This is a genomic window from Paenibacillus sp. M2, assembly GCF_046713495.1.
Lineage (GTDB): Bacteria > Bacillota > Bacilli > Paenibacillales > Paenibacillaceae > Paenibacillus > Paenibacillus amylolyticus_B.
Map to the genome: position 1 here is coordinate 3057109 of NZ_CP169648.1, position 17068 is coordinate 3074176.

The 17068-nt window shown below is 44.4% G+C and carries 10 protein-coding genes; 8 read left to right on the forward strand and 2 right to left on the reverse strand.

Annotated features, from left to right (window positions below):
• Positions 1-87: 87 nt before the first annotated feature.
• Entirely contained in the window at positions 88-1056 is a 969-nt protein-coding gene (locus tag ACETMN_RS14080; RefSeq protein WP_074094894.1) for a bile acid:sodium symporter family protein, read from the reverse strand.
• Between the two features lie 141 nt (positions 1057-1197).
• On the opposite strand from ACETMN_RS14080, the gene ACETMN_RS14085 reads away from it, so the two are divergent.
• From ACETMN_RS14085 to ACETMN_RS14105, 5 genes are all read left to right on the forward strand, one after another.
• Positions 1198-1668 (forward strand): DUF6376 family protein, encoded by a 471-nt coding sequence (locus ACETMN_RS14085; protein ID WP_143786521.1) that lies wholly within the window; start codon positions 1198-1200, stop codon positions 1666-1668.
• Positions 1669-1979: 311 nt separating this feature from the next.
• Entirely contained in the window at positions 1980-2735 is a 756-nt protein-coding gene (locus ACETMN_RS14090) for an SDR family NAD(P)-dependent oxidoreductase (RefSeq protein ID WP_076211740.1), read from the forward strand.
• 486 nt (positions 2736-3221) lie between these two features.
• Positions 3222-4019, forward strand: coding sequence for a sulfite exporter TauE/SafE family protein (locus ACETMN_RS14095; protein WP_091016659.1), 798 nt, complete (start codon positions 3222-3224; stop codon positions 4017-4019).
• A gap of 187 nt (positions 4020-4206) precedes the next feature.
• The gene (locus ACETMN_RS14100; protein ID WP_091016657.1) at positions 4207-6588 is read left to right on the forward strand and encodes a polyprenyl synthetase family protein; all 2382 of its coding nucleotides are present in this window, start codon (positions 4207-4209) and stop codon (positions 6586-6588) included.
• 268 nt (positions 6589-6856) lie between these two features.
• On the forward strand, positions 6857-9484 hold the full coding sequence (locus ACETMN_RS14105) for a PAS domain S-box protein (protein WP_179198534.1): 2628 nt from the start codon (positions 6857-6859) through the stop codon (positions 9482-9484).
• A 123-nt stretch (positions 9485-9607) separates the two neighbouring features.
• On the opposite strand, the gene ACETMN_RS14110 is transcribed toward ACETMN_RS14105, so the two are convergent.
• A complete protein-coding gene (locus tag ACETMN_RS14110; RefSeq protein ID WP_411736257.1) occupies positions 9608-11374 on the reverse strand; it encodes an ABC transporter substrate-binding protein in 1767 nt (588 codons plus the stop codon).
• Positions 11375-11696: 322 nt separating this feature from the next.
• Here ACETMN_RS14110 and ACETMN_RS14115 point away from each other — a divergent pair, with 322 nt between their 5' ends.
• The 3 genes from ACETMN_RS14115 (at position 11697) to ACETMN_RS14125 (ending at position 17045) form a co-directional block, all read left to right on the forward strand.
• Positions 11697-12932 (forward strand): MDR family MFS transporter, encoded by a 1236-nt coding sequence (locus tag ACETMN_RS14115; protein ID WP_105598566.1) that lies wholly within the window; start codon positions 11697-11699, stop codon positions 12930-12932.
• Positions 12933-13533: 601 nt separating this feature from the next.
• Positions 13534-15279: an ABC transporter ATP-binding protein gene (locus ACETMN_RS14120; RefSeq protein WP_091016650.1), complete on the forward strand. Its 1746-nt coding sequence runs from the start codon at positions 13534-13536 to the stop codon at positions 15277-15279.
• On the forward strand, positions 15276-17045 hold the full coding sequence (locus ACETMN_RS14125) for an ABC transporter ATP-binding protein (protein WP_091016648.1): 1770 nt from the start codon (positions 15276-15278) through the stop codon (positions 17043-17045). Before ACETMN_RS14120 ends, ACETMN_RS14125 begins: the two co-directional genes overlap by 4 nt.
• Positions 17046-17068: the final 23 nt, after the last annotated feature.

Genomic DNA, 17068 nt, shown 5'->3' on the forward strand with positions numbered 1-17068 from the left:
GCAGTATCGTAGCGATATTAGTAATAAAAGCAATCCAATGCAAAACGCCGACAATCATGTCGGCGTTTTTTACATTCCAATATGTTGTTAAGCTGCAGATGTCTTATCCGACTTTTGCAGAAGCTGCGAGCGACGACCGAGCAGGTAACCTGTCAGGGAAGCGAGCATCTGTTGGAATACCATGCCGAGCACGACAGGGACGGCAACAGGTGGTGGAAAATACGATACAGCGAGTACTGCACCTGCGCTGATATTACGCATGCCTCCATTGAACACAAGAGCGACCTGGTCTGCCTCATTCCAGCCCAACAATCGAGCAATAAAGTAACTTAGTGCATAACCGAATGATGCCAGGAAAATAATGATGACCGCAAGACCAGCCAACTTCCAGTTGAAATCGGCCAAATAAGGTGCAACAACAGATCCGTTAATTGCAACGACAGACGCCATGAACAATTTGGATAATGGATTCAACCTTGGTCCCCAGACCGGGACAATGGCGCCTTTGGTCCACTCATTCAGCAACATACCGAGCAGGGATGGCACTACAATCATCCAGAACAGACTGCTCATCATGGCTGCTGTGTCCAGTGTGACACTGGTTCCGATTAACAGGGATAACACCCCGGGCACTACGAAAGGAGCAAGCATTGTATCAATCAGGATGATGGAAAGCGTAAGTGCGATATTGCCCCGATAGATGCTGACCCAGATGAAGCTGCTTATTCCTGTCGGAATCACGGCTGCCAGAACAAGTCCTGTTATGGTGTACGCATCTGTAGGGAAAACCAGATGACCCATACCGAGAGCAATTAGAGGCATCGCCAAATGCAAAATAAACAGACATACAAACAAGGGGAACGGCTTCTTCAGCACGTTCACAAAATCCCGTATCCCAAGACTGATACTTCCAGCGAACGTCATGAACGCAAAAAGCCAAGGGGATAAAAAGGTATAAGAAGAAAGAAAACTCCCGCATAACACGCCAATAATAATACTGATTGGGGTAATCAGTGGCATGATGCGGTTCAAGCGTTGGTTCAAGGCTTGAAGCATAATCATGACATCCCTTTACCGTGTGATTTTACTATTATACATGTTAATAACGCTGGCTGCAGACCCATTTGCAATGCAGCAGTCTGAACAGGTATCATGGACTTGGAACAAGGATTCCGATTAGGAGAAGGGGAGATGATCATGTTTATAAGAAAAAGAAAGCACACATTAATGATGACAGGCCTTATTGCATCAAGTATTCTGCTGATTTCAGCCTGTTCTGTCGTGGAACAAGCCAATCAAAGTATAAATTATGTGAGTGGGGCTACTGATTATATAGAACAGGTATCAAACGCCGGGGCTGATCTGCAAGAGCTTGCATCGGGCGCGGTGAATAATCCGGAGATAACAACGCAGATTCAGGAGAAAATTGATCTGATCCAAGCAGAAGCAAGCGAATTTTCTCAGCTGGCTGCTCCTGCAATAGGAGAGAGCATTCATGAAAATCTGGTCAGCTACAATACGCAATTAACAGAAGTTGTGGACAATTTCGAGAATACAATTGCTGAGCAAGGTTTTACGGCAGAAAATTGGGAGAAGACAGGCATTCCTGAACTGATCACCAACATTAATAATTTAAAAGATCCGCTTAGCGGACTTCAGGGTGAATAAGTTGAATTGATCTTAGCACCTTAGACAATCAGTTTGTAATCGAATACTTGAGAAGGGCGAGATATCGGAATGATTGAATTACCGTTATGCTCGCTTTTTTATTTTCCGAAAACGGATGCATATTTAATATCACAGGAGCTAGACTATATCATGTAAATAGGAGATGTATATGACAGTTATCTCATATTTATGTGAAGATGATCTATGGTTTGACAAGGTTGGGACAGAGGCGTATGATAAGTATAAAAGTTAATAAAGTATAGTTACTTACTATAAGTTATAAAAATATTTTACCAAAGGAGAACTAAATCATGACGGAGCACAATGGAAAAGTAATCATTATTACAGGTGGAGCAAGTGGTATTGGTAAAGAAACAGCACTTCAACTTTCGGATCAAGGTGCGACTATTGTGGTCGCTGACTATAATGAAGACGGAGCGAAGAAGCTTGCGGCAGAGATTGAAGCAGCAGGCGGAACAGCGGGCGCGTACAAAGTGGATGTATCCAAAGGGGACGAGATCAAAGCCCTGATCGACTGGACCGTAGAGCAATATGGTACGTTAAGCGGTATTTTCAATAACGCAGGCATTGGACTTGTGAAGCCATTTCTGGAGATGGACCCGGAATCCTATCACAGAGTCATTGATGTAGATCAGCACAGTGTATACTACGGTATGTATTATGGCGCGAAAAAAATGGTTGAATTAAATGTACAAGGTACTATTGTAAATACAGCTTCGATCTATGGAAGTGTTGCTGCAGTAGGCAGCTTCAACTACAACGCAGCCAAGGCTGCTGTTGTTATGATGTCCAAATCAGGTGCATTGGAACTTGCTGAGCATGGAATTCGTGTAGTTGGTGTAGCACCTGGCTTTATCGAAACACCGATTCTGGGTGATGACCAAGCCATGAAGGATGCGCTTGCTACTCAACATATGCGTGGAGAGCTTATTCAACCGGAGAAAGTAGCCAGTGTGGTTACATTCCTGTTCAGTGATGCAGCAAGCGCAGTGAACGGTACAACCGTAGCCGTAGATGATGGATTCCTCAGCTTCAAAACCAAATAAGTACCCTTTTATAATCAAGGCAACTCATCTCAAAAAACAGAAAAAAACGGTGCAGAACGATTTATTCGTTTTGCACCGTTTTTGTATTTTCATTATAACGTAATCGTAGCATGTGAGATGGAAATAAGTTTGTCGAATCATCCCGAAATTTCAGAGATCGTGATACAATTAACAAGGCTATAGCTTTTTATCATTTTGTGGTGTCATATACAATTCGAACTCCGAGAGACCCATAACTCTCTTCTTTGTAATGACATTGAGAACAGGTTTTGGTCGAACATAACGCATCGTTATGAACTTGTAATTTTTCGTTGCACTGTGGACATTTATTTTCAAAAAGAGTCTTCAACACGTTAAACATGCTTAATCACTCATTTCGGATTAATTTACTTGGTTTTCATTATAACGGATAATATTCGCCTTGTATAGCACTTTTGAGTGGAATCGAAATGAGATTTATATTGCACGAAAGGAAGCGCATAACCGATGGATCTTCTGCTTTTTGTCATCATGTTTATACTGGGTCTGGTCGGTTCATTCTTCTCCGGTTTGTTGGGTATTGGTGGGGCCATTATCAATTATCCGCTGCTGTTATATGTTCCATCCTGGATGGGACTGGAGCCATTCTCAGCACATCAGGTATCTTCGATCAGTATGTTTCAAGTGTTTTTCGCTTCACTTGCCGGTGTGGTTGCATTCCGCAGAAAAGTAAAGACGGGTAGAAGTGGTGGGGCGATCGTTCACCGCGGTTTGGTGCTGTACATGGGCTCCAGCATTCTTGCTGGCAGTCTGATCGGCGGGTTCATATCCGGTCATCTGGACGGAAGGGTTATTAATCTGATCTATGGCATTCTGGCGATCATGGCGATTGTGCTTATGCTGATTCCCGGAAAAGGAAAGCTTGATACCTCAGCACCACTGGTGTTTAATCGATGGATTGCAGCAGGCACTGCTTTTGCAGTAGGCATTGTATCAGGAATTGTTGGTGCGGGTGGTGCCTTTATTCTTATTCCCATCATGCTGACGATTCTCAACATCCCCGTACGAACGACGATTGCTTCTTCACTGGCGATTGTATTTATCTCCGCTATTGGCGGCGTTATAGGGAAAATTACGGGTGGAGACATTCCGATGGAACCCATCATCTACACGGTGATCGGCAGTTTGCTCGGGGCATCCCTTGGTTCACGGGTTAGTTCGATGATCAATGTGAGGGTACTTCGATATGCATTAATCGTACTTATCGCCATCACAGCGGTCAAAGTCTGGTCATCCATTCTGTAAAATCACATATATGGGAATGAACAATGACGATTTCGTAACCAAACGGTTGGATCGCCGTATAAAGGTTATGAACATGAGCTGAAGCGTTGGATACACGATCAAATGAGTTCAGTTTTCGTCCATGGAGCACCTCATCTCCTTTCATGGATACATGTTTAACATTAATAGAATTTGAGGTATCCACCCTATGAATAACGTACTTACAGAACAGGCTGATGCAGGATATCGGCTAGCTGAGCAGAAAGCATCTCAGTATTTTACTTCTCTTAGGCAGCAACTTATGGATCATACGTATACGACAGCACTTACCCAAGATATTCATGTATGGCAAAAAAAACATATTCATCGTTTTGCCTGGCTTTCTCTGTTATCACCTAGCAAAAGAAAACCGGATCCCCGGGATGTTCATAGATATATCCATTGGCTGAATACGACTGGAAAACTGGATGATTACCTGGATCGGAGTATCTCCTATATTTATATGCGGGATCTGGGGCAAGCCCTTGATTCTCCGGATACGCAGGCCCGAATTCAGCACATTGTCCAGAATACCAAAAAATACTTTATGGGCTCTGCCACTGGGCGCAAAGGACAGCCCGATTATATCAGTCTGGCTGCGTTGTACCGGTGGGGACAGAAGGAGCACATTGAAACGGCTGTCATCTGGGTGATGAACAAATTAAAGAATGTAGCATCCAACATTCCGAAGGAGCTGGATGCAGAGCAGGCGCAGCGAAAGCTAATCAAAATTATTCTCGGCGTGGTTCTTCATGTGGACGATGAGATGAACGAGCAGACCCCACCTGAGGAACGGGCCCGAAGATTTGATGCGGCGATCAGACTCGGTTATTCATACGGTTTGACGTATCCATTTGTGGATGACCTGCTGGATTCTCAAGCCTTGACTGTTCAGGAAAAAGAACAATATTCACTGATGATACGCGAAGCACTTCTTACCGGGGTTGTACCTGATCTGGGGGAGTGGAAAGGCAGCAACCTTGAAGTGATTGAATATGTGCATTCCGAGCTTCGGGAAGCATTTGAGTACATCAAGAACTATCAGCATCCAGAGAAACAGCGCACGTTTTTAGAGCAATCCTATGTGTTCTTTCAGTCCCAGGAGATCGATCGCAATAAGAAATTAGCCAATGCGAATTATAGCAATGAAGAATTGTACATTCCGATTATTATCAAATCTTCTTCTTCCCGATTAATCGTCCGGTCTGTTCTCAGTGCACCAGTGGATGAAGGATTTGATCTGCGGACGTTCTATTACGGGATATATAATCAGTTGGCAGATGATTTTGCCGATATGTTTGACGATATGGAAGAAGGGGCAGTAACCCCGTATACGTACTATTTGAAGTATCGAGATTTGCGTCCTGACTTGATTAATCCATATGAATTGTATTGGGCAGTCATCTCTCATCTAATCCATGATGTATATAACTCGGACGCCAAGACCCGCGAAGTCATACTGGATCGTGCCATTAACGGTCTGAAGCGTTGTAAAGAACGGTTGGGGCAGCAGAAATATGATGAAGTGATGACGATCTTTGCCTCTGGGCAGCCTGAATTCAACCAACTGGTTCAACAGATGGTGAGAAAAGCAGATGACGTTGATTTCCTTGATAAATTGTTACGGGATCAGGTCGTACTTCAATTGAAAAATGACAAACAGGAGAAAGAGGACTTCAAACAGACCATTCGGACGGTTCGCGAACAGATTAATGTGGAGTTGCAGATTGCGAAACCCGGTGGCCTTCATGAGATGAAAGAAACGCTGATCGATGCAGCCAATTACAGCTTGCAGGGAGACGGAAAAAGGCTACGTCCCATATTGACTTGGGTGATGGGAGTACGCGAGTATGGTTTACCTGAATCATCCATTGTTCCACTGCTTAGGTCGCTGGAGTACATGCATACCGCTTCCCTGATATTTGATGATCTGCCTACGCAGGATAATGCTTCGACAAGGCGTGGACGTTCCACACTGCATCAGGTACACAATAGCGCCACAGCAGAGCTTACGGGTCTGTTTCTCATTCAGAAGGCGATAGGAGAGCAATCCTCATTGGATCGTTTCGATGCGGCGACCGTGCTCAGACTCATTCAGTATTCGGCTGAAAAAGCAGAGGATATGTGTATGGGGCAGGCGATGGATCTGAACTCCAAAGGCAAGGCATTAACGTTGGAGCAGTTGAACATGATCTGTTTTTACAAAACAGGCATTGCCTTTGAAGCTGCCCTGGTCATGCCAGCGATACTTGCCCAAGTGAAGGAACCGGAGATGGCTACGCTGAAAAAGTTCGCTTATCATGCGGGGATCGCCTTCCAGATCAAGGATGACTTGCTGGATTTCGAGGGGAATCACCTCATACTTGGGAAACCCGCAGGTCAGGATGAGCGGAACAACAATTCAACCTTTGTATCCATTCTTGGTGATGAAGGCGCGAAGAAAGAGATGTGGGAGCATTATTGTCTTGCTACAGATGCATTGAACGAGATGCGAAAACCGATTTCATTTTTGAGACATTTATTGGATTATCTTGTTGGTCGTGAGCGCTAATCCATTTTTCTAGCGATTCATTATTGCATATGACTTATAATGATATATACTGACAAAGGTCAGGATTCCATATGAATGGATTCCAGGCCTTGTTTGAATTTGTAGACACAAAATTCTTAAAAATATTTGTTTCAACTCCTGAAATTTGGGGTATTAAGCAGATACTGTTGTTTTAAAACTGACTATATTTTATAGAACATCTTATATCAGTAAAAATTTAGTTTTCGACAAACTTTACATGGAGTCTATGCCAAAAGGAGAACTTACAATGCAGGTTCAAAAGGTCGATCATCATGAATTGTTCGAGCAGATCTATAACCAAGCACCTATTGGAATTGCACTCGTTGCTCCAACAGGACAATGGATGAAAGTGAATCCTGCTTTTTGCTGTTTGCTAGGTTATACAAGTGATGAATTAATGGATCTCACGTATCAGGATATTACACATCCGGATGATTCACCGCAAGATATGATCTGTAGTTACGAGTTATTTGAAGGTAAAATAAAAGAAAATCAATACGAAAAGCGTTACATCAATAAAAATGGTGACATCTTATGGACGTCATTGCATGTTACATTAGTTCGTAGCGAAATTACGGATGAACCTATTTACTTTATTTGCCATATTGTTGATATTACTGACCGCAAAATGTCTGAACAAAAGCTTCTGCATAGTGAAGAGATGTTCAAACTTATTACAGATCATGCTCAGGAGATCATCTATATTGCCGATCAGGAGGGTGTTTGTCGATTCTGCTCACCCTCCGTTCAAGGTTTACTGGGTTATTCGCCAGAACAAGTAATTGGCCAAAATAATGATGCATATTTTCATCCACAAGATCTGGAACGGATTTCACAGATGGACTTGACCAAGGGTAATCTGTTGAATACTAGGATCCGTCATAAAGATGGGCATTATCTGTGGTTTGAAACCACATACAAGGTCTTTGGTGATGCTGAGCATGGAATGCAGATTCTTTCAATTGGACGAGATGTATCCGAACGAAAAAAACATAAAGACATCAGTGCAGAGGCTGAACGCATCGCCTTAATTGGCAGTTGGGAATGGGATATGGTCAATGACCAGATCGCTCTTTCTGATCAGATTTTTGAGATTCTTGAATTCGAACGTACACGAAAATCATATCGTGCAAGTGATATAGCTAATGTGATTAATCCCGCGGATAAAGCCTCCTTATACGAACAAATGGAATGGGTAAAACAAGGGAAATCGCTAGATTTCGAGTACAAGCACATTAGCACGAATGGAAGTGAGAAGTATCTTCACTTACGCGGGTTAGTTACGCTCGATGAATGTCAGCAGCCAGTCCAGCTAAACGGAACACTACAGGATATTACTGAACGCAAACGTATCGAATTTAAATTGCAGGAATCTGTGGAGCGATACACTTCGCTTAAGAAATACAATCATGACGCCATTATCTCGTTTAACATGGATGGTAATATTATGAATGCGAATCCAGTAGCGGTGAAAATGACGGGCTGTCCCGTGGCTGAAATGATCGGCACAAGCATAAGCAGATTTATCGGAGCTGTTAATCTGGGTCTGATTCTGGGCAGTAATTATGAGATGGCTGAGAAGGAGATCAACGTTGTTCGGCACACGGATGGCTTTGAGACAGAAGTCTTGGCTACACTTGCTCCAATCATTGTTAATAAATCCAATGTCGGGTTTTACCTGATTGCGAAGGATATTACAGAGCAGAAAAAACTGCTTGTAGCCAAAGAGACAGCGGAGAGAATGAATAAGGCCAAAAGTGAATTTTTGGCGATGATGAGTCATGAAATCCGTACACCTATGAACGGTGTAATTGGGATGACGGATTTGCTCTTGGATACTCCTGGACTTAGCGGGGAACAAAAGGAATATATTGAAATCATTCAGAAGAGTGGAGATTCCTTGCTGGCCATCATTAATGATATTCTTGATTTTTCCAAAATCGAGTCAGGCAAAACCGATCTGGTCGAAGATCCTTTTGATTCCGTAGAAATCGTGACCGAGACGGTGCAAATCGTTAAACCACTGGCTCGTGAAAAGAAGCTGGATGTTCGTATGTGCGTAGAAGACGCTATTCCAACTCCAGTGTATGGTGATGCTTATCGTCTTAAACAGGTACTTACCAATATCATTGGCAACGCGGTCAAATTCACTTCAGAAGGCGGCGTGGAAGTTAAAGTGGGTGTTAAGGAGCAGCAGGGCAATACCGTGCAGCTTTATTTTCAGGTAAAGGATTCTGGCATTGGGATTCCCGCTGAGAGGAAACAACAATTATTTGAACCTTTCTACCAACTGGAGAATTTTATGACCCGCAAACCCCAAGGTACGGGTCTTGGCCTTGCCATTAGCAAGAAACTGGTAGAGCTTATGAATGGAAATATCTGGATTGAGGAGTCGGATGAACCGGGTACAATATTTATATTTACTGCCCAATTCAAATTAAATAACGGTGAAGAGAGCAACAGGTTAGATCAACAGCAGAAGAAGAGCAGAACTTCAGCCTTGCGAATATTAATCGCAGAAGACAATGAGGTGAATAAGCTCGTCCTTAGCAGAATTGTTGAGAAAAAAGGGCACTTCGTGGATCATGTGGTGGATGGTGTTGAGGCAGTCGAGGCGGTCAAACACAATTCATATGATATTGTCTTCATGGATGTGCATATGCCAAGGCTTAATGGATTTGAAGCGACAAAATTGATTAAAAATTCTTTGCCCCCCGAGAGTTGTCCATACATTATTGCGGTAACTGCAAATGCCGTAAGAGGAGACATGGAGAACTGTTTGAAGGCAGGCATGGATGCGTATGTCAGCAAACCGATTAAAATCGAGTCCATTATGCAGGTATTGGAGACCTATTACACCAAATATAATCTCTAAGTGCACTCAAAATGGATCGGCAATAGAGCCGTTAGCTTATCGTAAATAGGCTAGCGGCTTTTTTGCCGATCCATGATTTTGTTCAGCCCTATATCCCACAGATGCGTCTGTGCACATATATCCCTAAGGATTTTTGATCCACAATTGGGAGATGTCCATATATCCGAATTCTGCTATCTGCATGCCGAAGATGCTCTGATCCAGTTCAGCCTGCTTGTTCATGTGACAGCCATGCAAGATCCAGCAGTGATCACGTAGCAAGGCTTCAGCTTCATCCAGGAGTGTTGTGCGGTCTGCCCGATGAAGCGTTGCGAAATGATCCAGTTTGTCATCCAGTTGAGACTGGAATACAGGGGACATACACATATGAAAATGATTGGACAGGTTTTTGAAAAAATGAATCATGCCGTACTGCCAATCTTCCTCCAGTATCTCTTCAGCCAAGATCAATTGGGCGTTCGTGGTTTCCTCTGAGTTGAAATAATCCACAACGGCGTGCATGCTGATGTTCATTCCGATGGACTGCGCACGACATTGGAACCACTCCGCAACGTCTGCGTCCTTATTATGCTTATACGATAAAGTTATCGTCTCACCCCGGTACCCACAGCTATGCAGCAATTCACGAGCATGGTCAAGAGAAACGGCTGTCCAGTCTTGGGCTGCACTTCTCCAGGGAAGGAAGCTGCTGGCTGGTGTGATCCGATTGCCACCGAGATCTCTGACAAGCGCGACCGGATCATAGACGATACGCAGGGCTTGTCGAAATAGGAGATGATGATGGATGCCTTCCTTGTGAAAATTAAACAGCATATACTGACAACCCAGCGCCGGATAATTGATGCTGTTGGTCTGTTCACAGCCTGTTGTGAGACTCAATCGATCAGTACCTGGTAGCTCATAATAGCGATCATTCGGACTCAGGTCAGTCACAAACCAGAAATGAACTTGATCCAGATGTGGCCGGATGCCGTAATAGGCATCAAATGCGGTAAGTTCCAACACATCTTCATTCAGCTCAGAGATCTGAAAAGGACCGGTACCTATTAAGGTATTGGCTACATTGTAATCGTAGGGCAGGATTGTCATTCGAATACAACTGAACAGATGCAAGAAGAACCGATTAGGACGACGAAGAACAAACTTGATACAGTAATCGCCAGCTACTTCCGCACGTTCGATATTCCGATATAACCAGATGGAGGGACTATTCACATCAATTAATCGTTGCAACGTCGCTTGGACATCCCGGGACGTCATGATACGTCCGTTGTGGAAACGTACACCTTTTCGGAGATAAAAGGTCCATAAGCGATGGTCTTCGCTGCATTCCCACATGTGAGCTAGTGCTGGCAGGAATGATTCTGTCTTGGCATCATAGGTGATCAACGTATTACAGACCTGGCTTAATAGGTAGGTTTCAAATGCAGTATAAACAAAGGCTGGGTCCAAATCACCTAACTGGCGTGACCTCATGATGCGCAGGATATCCTGACCAGAGGCAGTTTCATCATGACTGTGAAATCCCATCTGTTGATGGAGGGAGAGCATGAGCTGTTCTCGCAATGTATCATCCACCTGAACAGTTCCGATGAGTTCAATAGCATCTTTCATTTTGCCTTTAGCCAGAAGTTCGGTAAAACTCGCTTCCAGCGCTTCATTCATGCTTCGCAGCATCGTTAACTCCGAATGATGTCCACGACCACGGCCGGGCTGCCAATGGATAAAGCCTTGTTCCTCCAATTTTCTGAGAATGAATTTCACATTACGAGGGGTGCAGCACAAGGCAGCGGACAGGCTATCAATCGTTACTGTTACAGGTTCATGGAGCTTGAAAGACAGTTGTTCGGCCCCGGCGAGCCTTATAAAGTGTGTATGTAGGGTATCCATGGTCATGACTCCTCTATTAAAGGTGAAAAGTGTGATCATATGTTTACACTTTTACTTCCCCCTTTTATCCTTACAATTATACATTAGTAGAAGTTGTTCAAAAAGTCCGCTTTTGATTACAAAAGATGCCTAAAGGCATCATCAGCATCGAATATGGAATTCAGCCGAAATGTCCGTTGCTCACGTAGTTTTCCCTACGCTCCGCTACTCCATTTCTAGCTTAATCCCATCTTCTTCGGTACTGAAAACCGAACTTTTAATTAGTAGAAGTTGTTCAAAAAGTCCGCTTATGAAGCATCTAGAATGAATAGGAGAAGTTCGCATGAAGCAATATTTAAGGCAAATTCACCCCTTGGCATGGACCATCATTATCGGAACCATGTTTGGACGTCTTGTCACGTCAATGAGTATCCCGTTTCTATCCATCTATCTGACACGTGTACTAGAGGCTACACCGACCCAGACCGGTATTACTGTGGCCGTTAGCTCGCTGGCAGGTGTAATGGTCAGCTTTTATGGCGGTTATATTTCGGACCGGATCGGTCGCAAAATCGTGATGTTAATCTCGGTATTTAGCTGGGCAGGTGTTTTTTTCATTTTTTCAGCAGCAGAGCATCTATGGGTGTTCTTTGTTGCCAATACGTTAAACGGATTATGCCGCGCAGTATTTGAGCCCACCTCCAGAGCGCTGTTATCGGATATTACTTCTCCGGAGAACAAATTGCTGGTGTTTAACCTCAGATATGCTGCAATTAATCTCGGTGTAGTCTTTGGGCCAATTATCGGATTTCAGCTGGGATCATCTGAATCAACGTTTCCGTTTGTGATTTCCGGATTGGTATACATAGCCTATGGACTTGTATTATTTCTGCAATTCAAGTTACAGCATGCCAATCTGCCAGAGCGTCATCAGGCAACTGCACCACGTTTGCGTGAAGCACTTATGACCACCGGTCGCGACCGGGTATTTCTGCCGGTATTGATCGGTACCACATTCTGTGTTCTGGGCTACGGACACTTTAGTTCTACGTTGGCACAGTACTTGGCAAGGAGTCCGATCTTTGAGAATGGAAGCCAGATGTTCTCGTACATGCTTTCCCTGAATGCCGTGACGGTACTGATTATTCAGTATCCTCTTGTGCGAACATTCCGAAACTTTCCACCGCTGGTTCCTCTGATTGTAGGTAACCTGCTGGTCGCAACCAGTCTGATGATGGTCGGAATCGCTGAAGGTGTACTCATGATGATGATGAGTGTCATACTATTTACCATTGGGGAAGTGCTGTTGTTCACCATGATGGATATGCTCATTGACCGGATTGCGAAGCCGGAATGGAAAGGAACGTATTTCGGTACCATCGGCTTCAATAATATCGGTAGTGTCATTGCTCCTGTCATGGGAGGGGTGTTGTTAAGTCAATTTGGAGCGGAGAATGGGCTCGCTGTCTTTCTACCGATTGCGCTGACGACTGCTCTGGGAGTACCTTTTCTTCTGATCGCACATAGACGTCTTGTTGTTAGAGAGAAGCAAACAGAGTCCACATCATTGAGTATGTAGCAGGAATTGAAAGATTAATGCAATGAATTAAATAACAATTCAGTTAAAATTATCTTGACGGATGTTAGTCCAGCGAATACAATAAACAACAAATATGTGAAACGGGTGGGATGATGATTATGTTTATGCCTATACAGATTTCGAATCGATAACTGAATACGCATGAGCATAGTGACATTAATCCAATTTTTTTGCAATGATCGCGTTGGGACAGTCATGTTTGTGCACCTCTGTCGGAACGCTCATCATTATTGCGATGCAGAGGAGATACGGGAAATGCTTTGCATTTCATTCGATCTCTTTTGGCTACAAGCTGTAGATGAACATTAGTTCATCTATGGCTTTTTTGCATGCATTTCACCCAATTTGTTCACTTGGAAAGGAGCGTTTGGAGCGTTATTTTATAAAAAACTAACTTGTTAAAAAGGAGAATGTACAATGGTCAACATAGGTTCTACATATCAATTATGGGCGGGAAATACCGATTTTAATGTCTTTATGTATGACTCATCCTAGTGATCGCAAATTTGCTATCGTTAAGATCATCAATAAATATGAATAGGCAAGAACAATTAAATAAACCGATAAAGAGGTGGGACCTGTGCCCAAAACAGAGAAAGGCTCCATGTCATGGCTGCTGCGTTATCTGAAACCCGTTAAAGGACGGCTGGCCTTACTTTTAATCATGTTGCTCACATCAACGGGGCTTCAGCTTTTGAATCCACAGATTATTAAACGATTTATTGATACAGCAGCAAGTGGGGGAGTCCTCACCAATCTTGTTCAGCTTGCAGGAATATTTCTGGTTGTAGCCGTGTTTAATCAACTCATTACGGTAGCGGTCAGTTATTTGGGGAACGACGTGGCCTGGCGGGCCACGAATCAACTGCGCGGAGATCTGCTGAAGCACTGCCTGCGTCTTGATATGCGTTTTCATAATGTGAAAACACCTGGAGAGATGATTGAACGTGTGGATGGTGACGTAACGAGCATCTCCAATTTTTTCGCGATGTTCATTGTGCAAGTGATCGGGAGTTTTGTGCTGCTGGCCGGAATTCTCGGATTCATGTTCAGTGTCAATGTGCCCATTGCTTTGGTGATGACCGTGTTCACATTATTATCGATCCTGTTCATGGTCTTCATCCGAAATCTGGGCGTGGACTCTTCCAAAAATGAACGGGCGGCAAGTGCCTCTCTGTTCGGATTAATTGAAGAACGCATCGCCGGGATTGAAGATGTGCAAGCGAATGGTCATGTGCCGTATGTGATGAACCGCTTTTACCGCACGATGCGCACGGTATTCCGTAAGGGGAGAAAAGCCTGGCTGCTACGGGTTATTCCGTGGAATACCACAGTGGTTCTGTTCGCTCTGGCGGTCACTGCGGTGCTTTTGCTGGGTGTGCATTATTATATGGAAGGTCTAATTAGTATCGGAACGTTATTTCTGATCTACCAATATACGCAGATGCTGAATGATCCGATTGAGATGCTTGGAGATCAGGTGCAGGAGTTCCAAAAAGCAAAATCAGGCATGCTGCGCTCCAGAGAGCTGTTGTCCATGCAGAGTGTGATTGAAGAAGGGATAGAGGAGCAATTGCCTGAAGGACCGCTTGGATTGGAATTCAGTCAGGTACACTTCAGTTATAACCAGGATAAACCGGTATTGCAGGACATTACTTTTGCTATTAAGCCTGGTGAACGTCTGGGAATCATTGGTCGCACAGGTAGCGGCAAATCGAGTCTTAGTCGTGTTCTTCTCCGGCTGTACAATCTGGATCGGGGTACGATCCGCGTAGGTGGAACGGATATCACAAAGCTTTCGTTACAAGCGCTTTATCGCCGCGTTGGTATGGTAACACAGGATGTGCAGTTGTTTGATGGCACGCTGCGTGACAATCTTACCCTCTTCAATGGGGATGTAACAGATCATATGATCAAGGAAACGACGGATCGCCTTGGGCTTAGCCAATGGATTAATTCACAACCAGAAGGACTCGATACGTATCTGGCAGCAGGTGGAGCTTCATTGTCGGCAGGGGAAGCACAGTTATTTGCCTTAACCCGCGTATTCCTGACCGAACCAAGTCTGGTTATTCTGGATGAGCCTTCGTCACGTCTGGATGCTGCGACTGAAAGCATGCTGCAATCTGCAATTGACCAGTTAATGAAACAATCCACCGGAGTTATTATTGCTCACCGATTAGCTACACTCGAGAAAGTGGACCGGATTATGGTGCTCGGGGATGGGAAGGTACTGGAATTTGGAGCGAGAGAAGAACTTGCTAGTAACCCGGCATCTCATTATGCCAGACTGCTCATTACAGGCCGAGAGGAGGAATTGGCATGACTGTAGCAGGATTTATAGGCCGTTTGTTTCGATTCAGGCCTTTGTTATTTGTAATCAACGGATTGTTATGGTGTATATTTCACTCCTTGCCGCTAGCCATTGGTATTGGAATGCAATGGTTTTTTGATCGCACAACAGTGGGGTCAAATGACTACATGTGGCTTGCTGTGCCGCTTATCTTTATTGCTTTGGTCCGAATGGCACGGGTGGGTACATTTTTTGTAGCCTTCTATGCATGGGTTACGTATCTGTATCATGTTCAGGCGATTTTGCGAACCAACATGCTCGCAGCGATCATGCGCTGGCCTGGGCGTAATCTTCCGGCTTCACCAGGGGAGGCGATGAGTCGCTTTCGGGATGATGTCGATGAAGTCGTCGAGTATGTAGAATCATGGGTGGACTTCTGGGGACGACTTGTATTCGCTATTGTGTCCATCGTCATTATGGCGAACATTAATTGGCAGATCACGTTGGTTGCTGTGCTGCCATTGGTGGTCGTGACCTTACTTAACAACCTGTCCGGAAATCGGGCTCGAAAGTATGCACAGGTTAATCGCGAAGCGACTGGGCGAATTACCAGTTTTATTGCGGAAACGTTTGGAGCAGTGCAAGCCCTGAAACTGGGTCAGGCCGAAGAGAATGTCTCTTCACGTTTTAACCAGTTGAATGAGGATCGTCGTCAGGCTGCACTCCGGGACAATCTGTTTAAGCAGTGGATGAGATCGATGAATCAGCATGTTCTAAGTATCTGTACCGGATTGATTCTACTGATGTGTGCAGCTGAGATGAAAGCAGGGAACTTTACCGTAGGTGATTTTGCCTTATTCACGAGTTATCTGGCCAATATCGGATTTAGCATTTCACTGTTTGGTTATATGGTGTTTCAGCACAAAAGGCTCAAAGTATCCTATGATCGTATGCGTAAGCTATTCCGCCCAGGAGAAGAAGACCAGATCATGGATTCGAGGGAAATCTATCTGTATGAAGATCCGCCGGAGCTTGTAAGTGAACAGAGGGACCCTAAGGAGAAGTTGCAATCTCTTGAGGTGAATAAGCTGACTTATCAATATCCGAATTCTGCAAATGGCATAGAAGAGATCAGTTTCCGTCTGAAACGCGGACAATTTCTTGTTATTACGGGACGGATCGGGTCAGGTAAATCAACACTTGTACGCACACTTCTTGGACTGTTACCCAAGCAAAAAGGGGACATTCACTGGAATGGAGCAGCTGTTGATCCAGCCACGTTCCTGATGCCGCCTAGAGCAGCGTATACCCCGCAAGTGCCAAGACTGTTTAGTGATACGTTGAAAGAAAATATCGTCCAGGGCAAACAGGGTAAAACCGAGCAAGCCCTTGAAAAAGCCATTCGTCTGGCTGTGATGGAGAAGGATATCAAACATCTGGATCAGGGGCTTGAGACTCCAGTTGGTCCCAGAGGGGTGATGCTGTCAGGCGGGCAGATTCAGCGCGCGGCCACAGGACGCATGTTAATGACGGAGGCGGACCTGTTTATCTTTGATGACCTGTCCAGTGCACTGGATGTGGAGACAGAACAACAAGTATGGGAAGGGCTGTTCCAAGAGCCGGATGTCACCTGCATCGCAGTTTCTCACCGCAGGGCAGCACTTTCCAAAGCAGATCACATTATCGTGATGAAAGATGGACGCATTGAAGCCGAGGGAAGTTTGGCCGAATTGCTTGCCACCAATGAAGAGATGCAGTTACTGTGGCAAGGGGAGCAAACCCCAGCCAAAGTCGGATAGCTTTAAAAATTTAGAAAAGATAA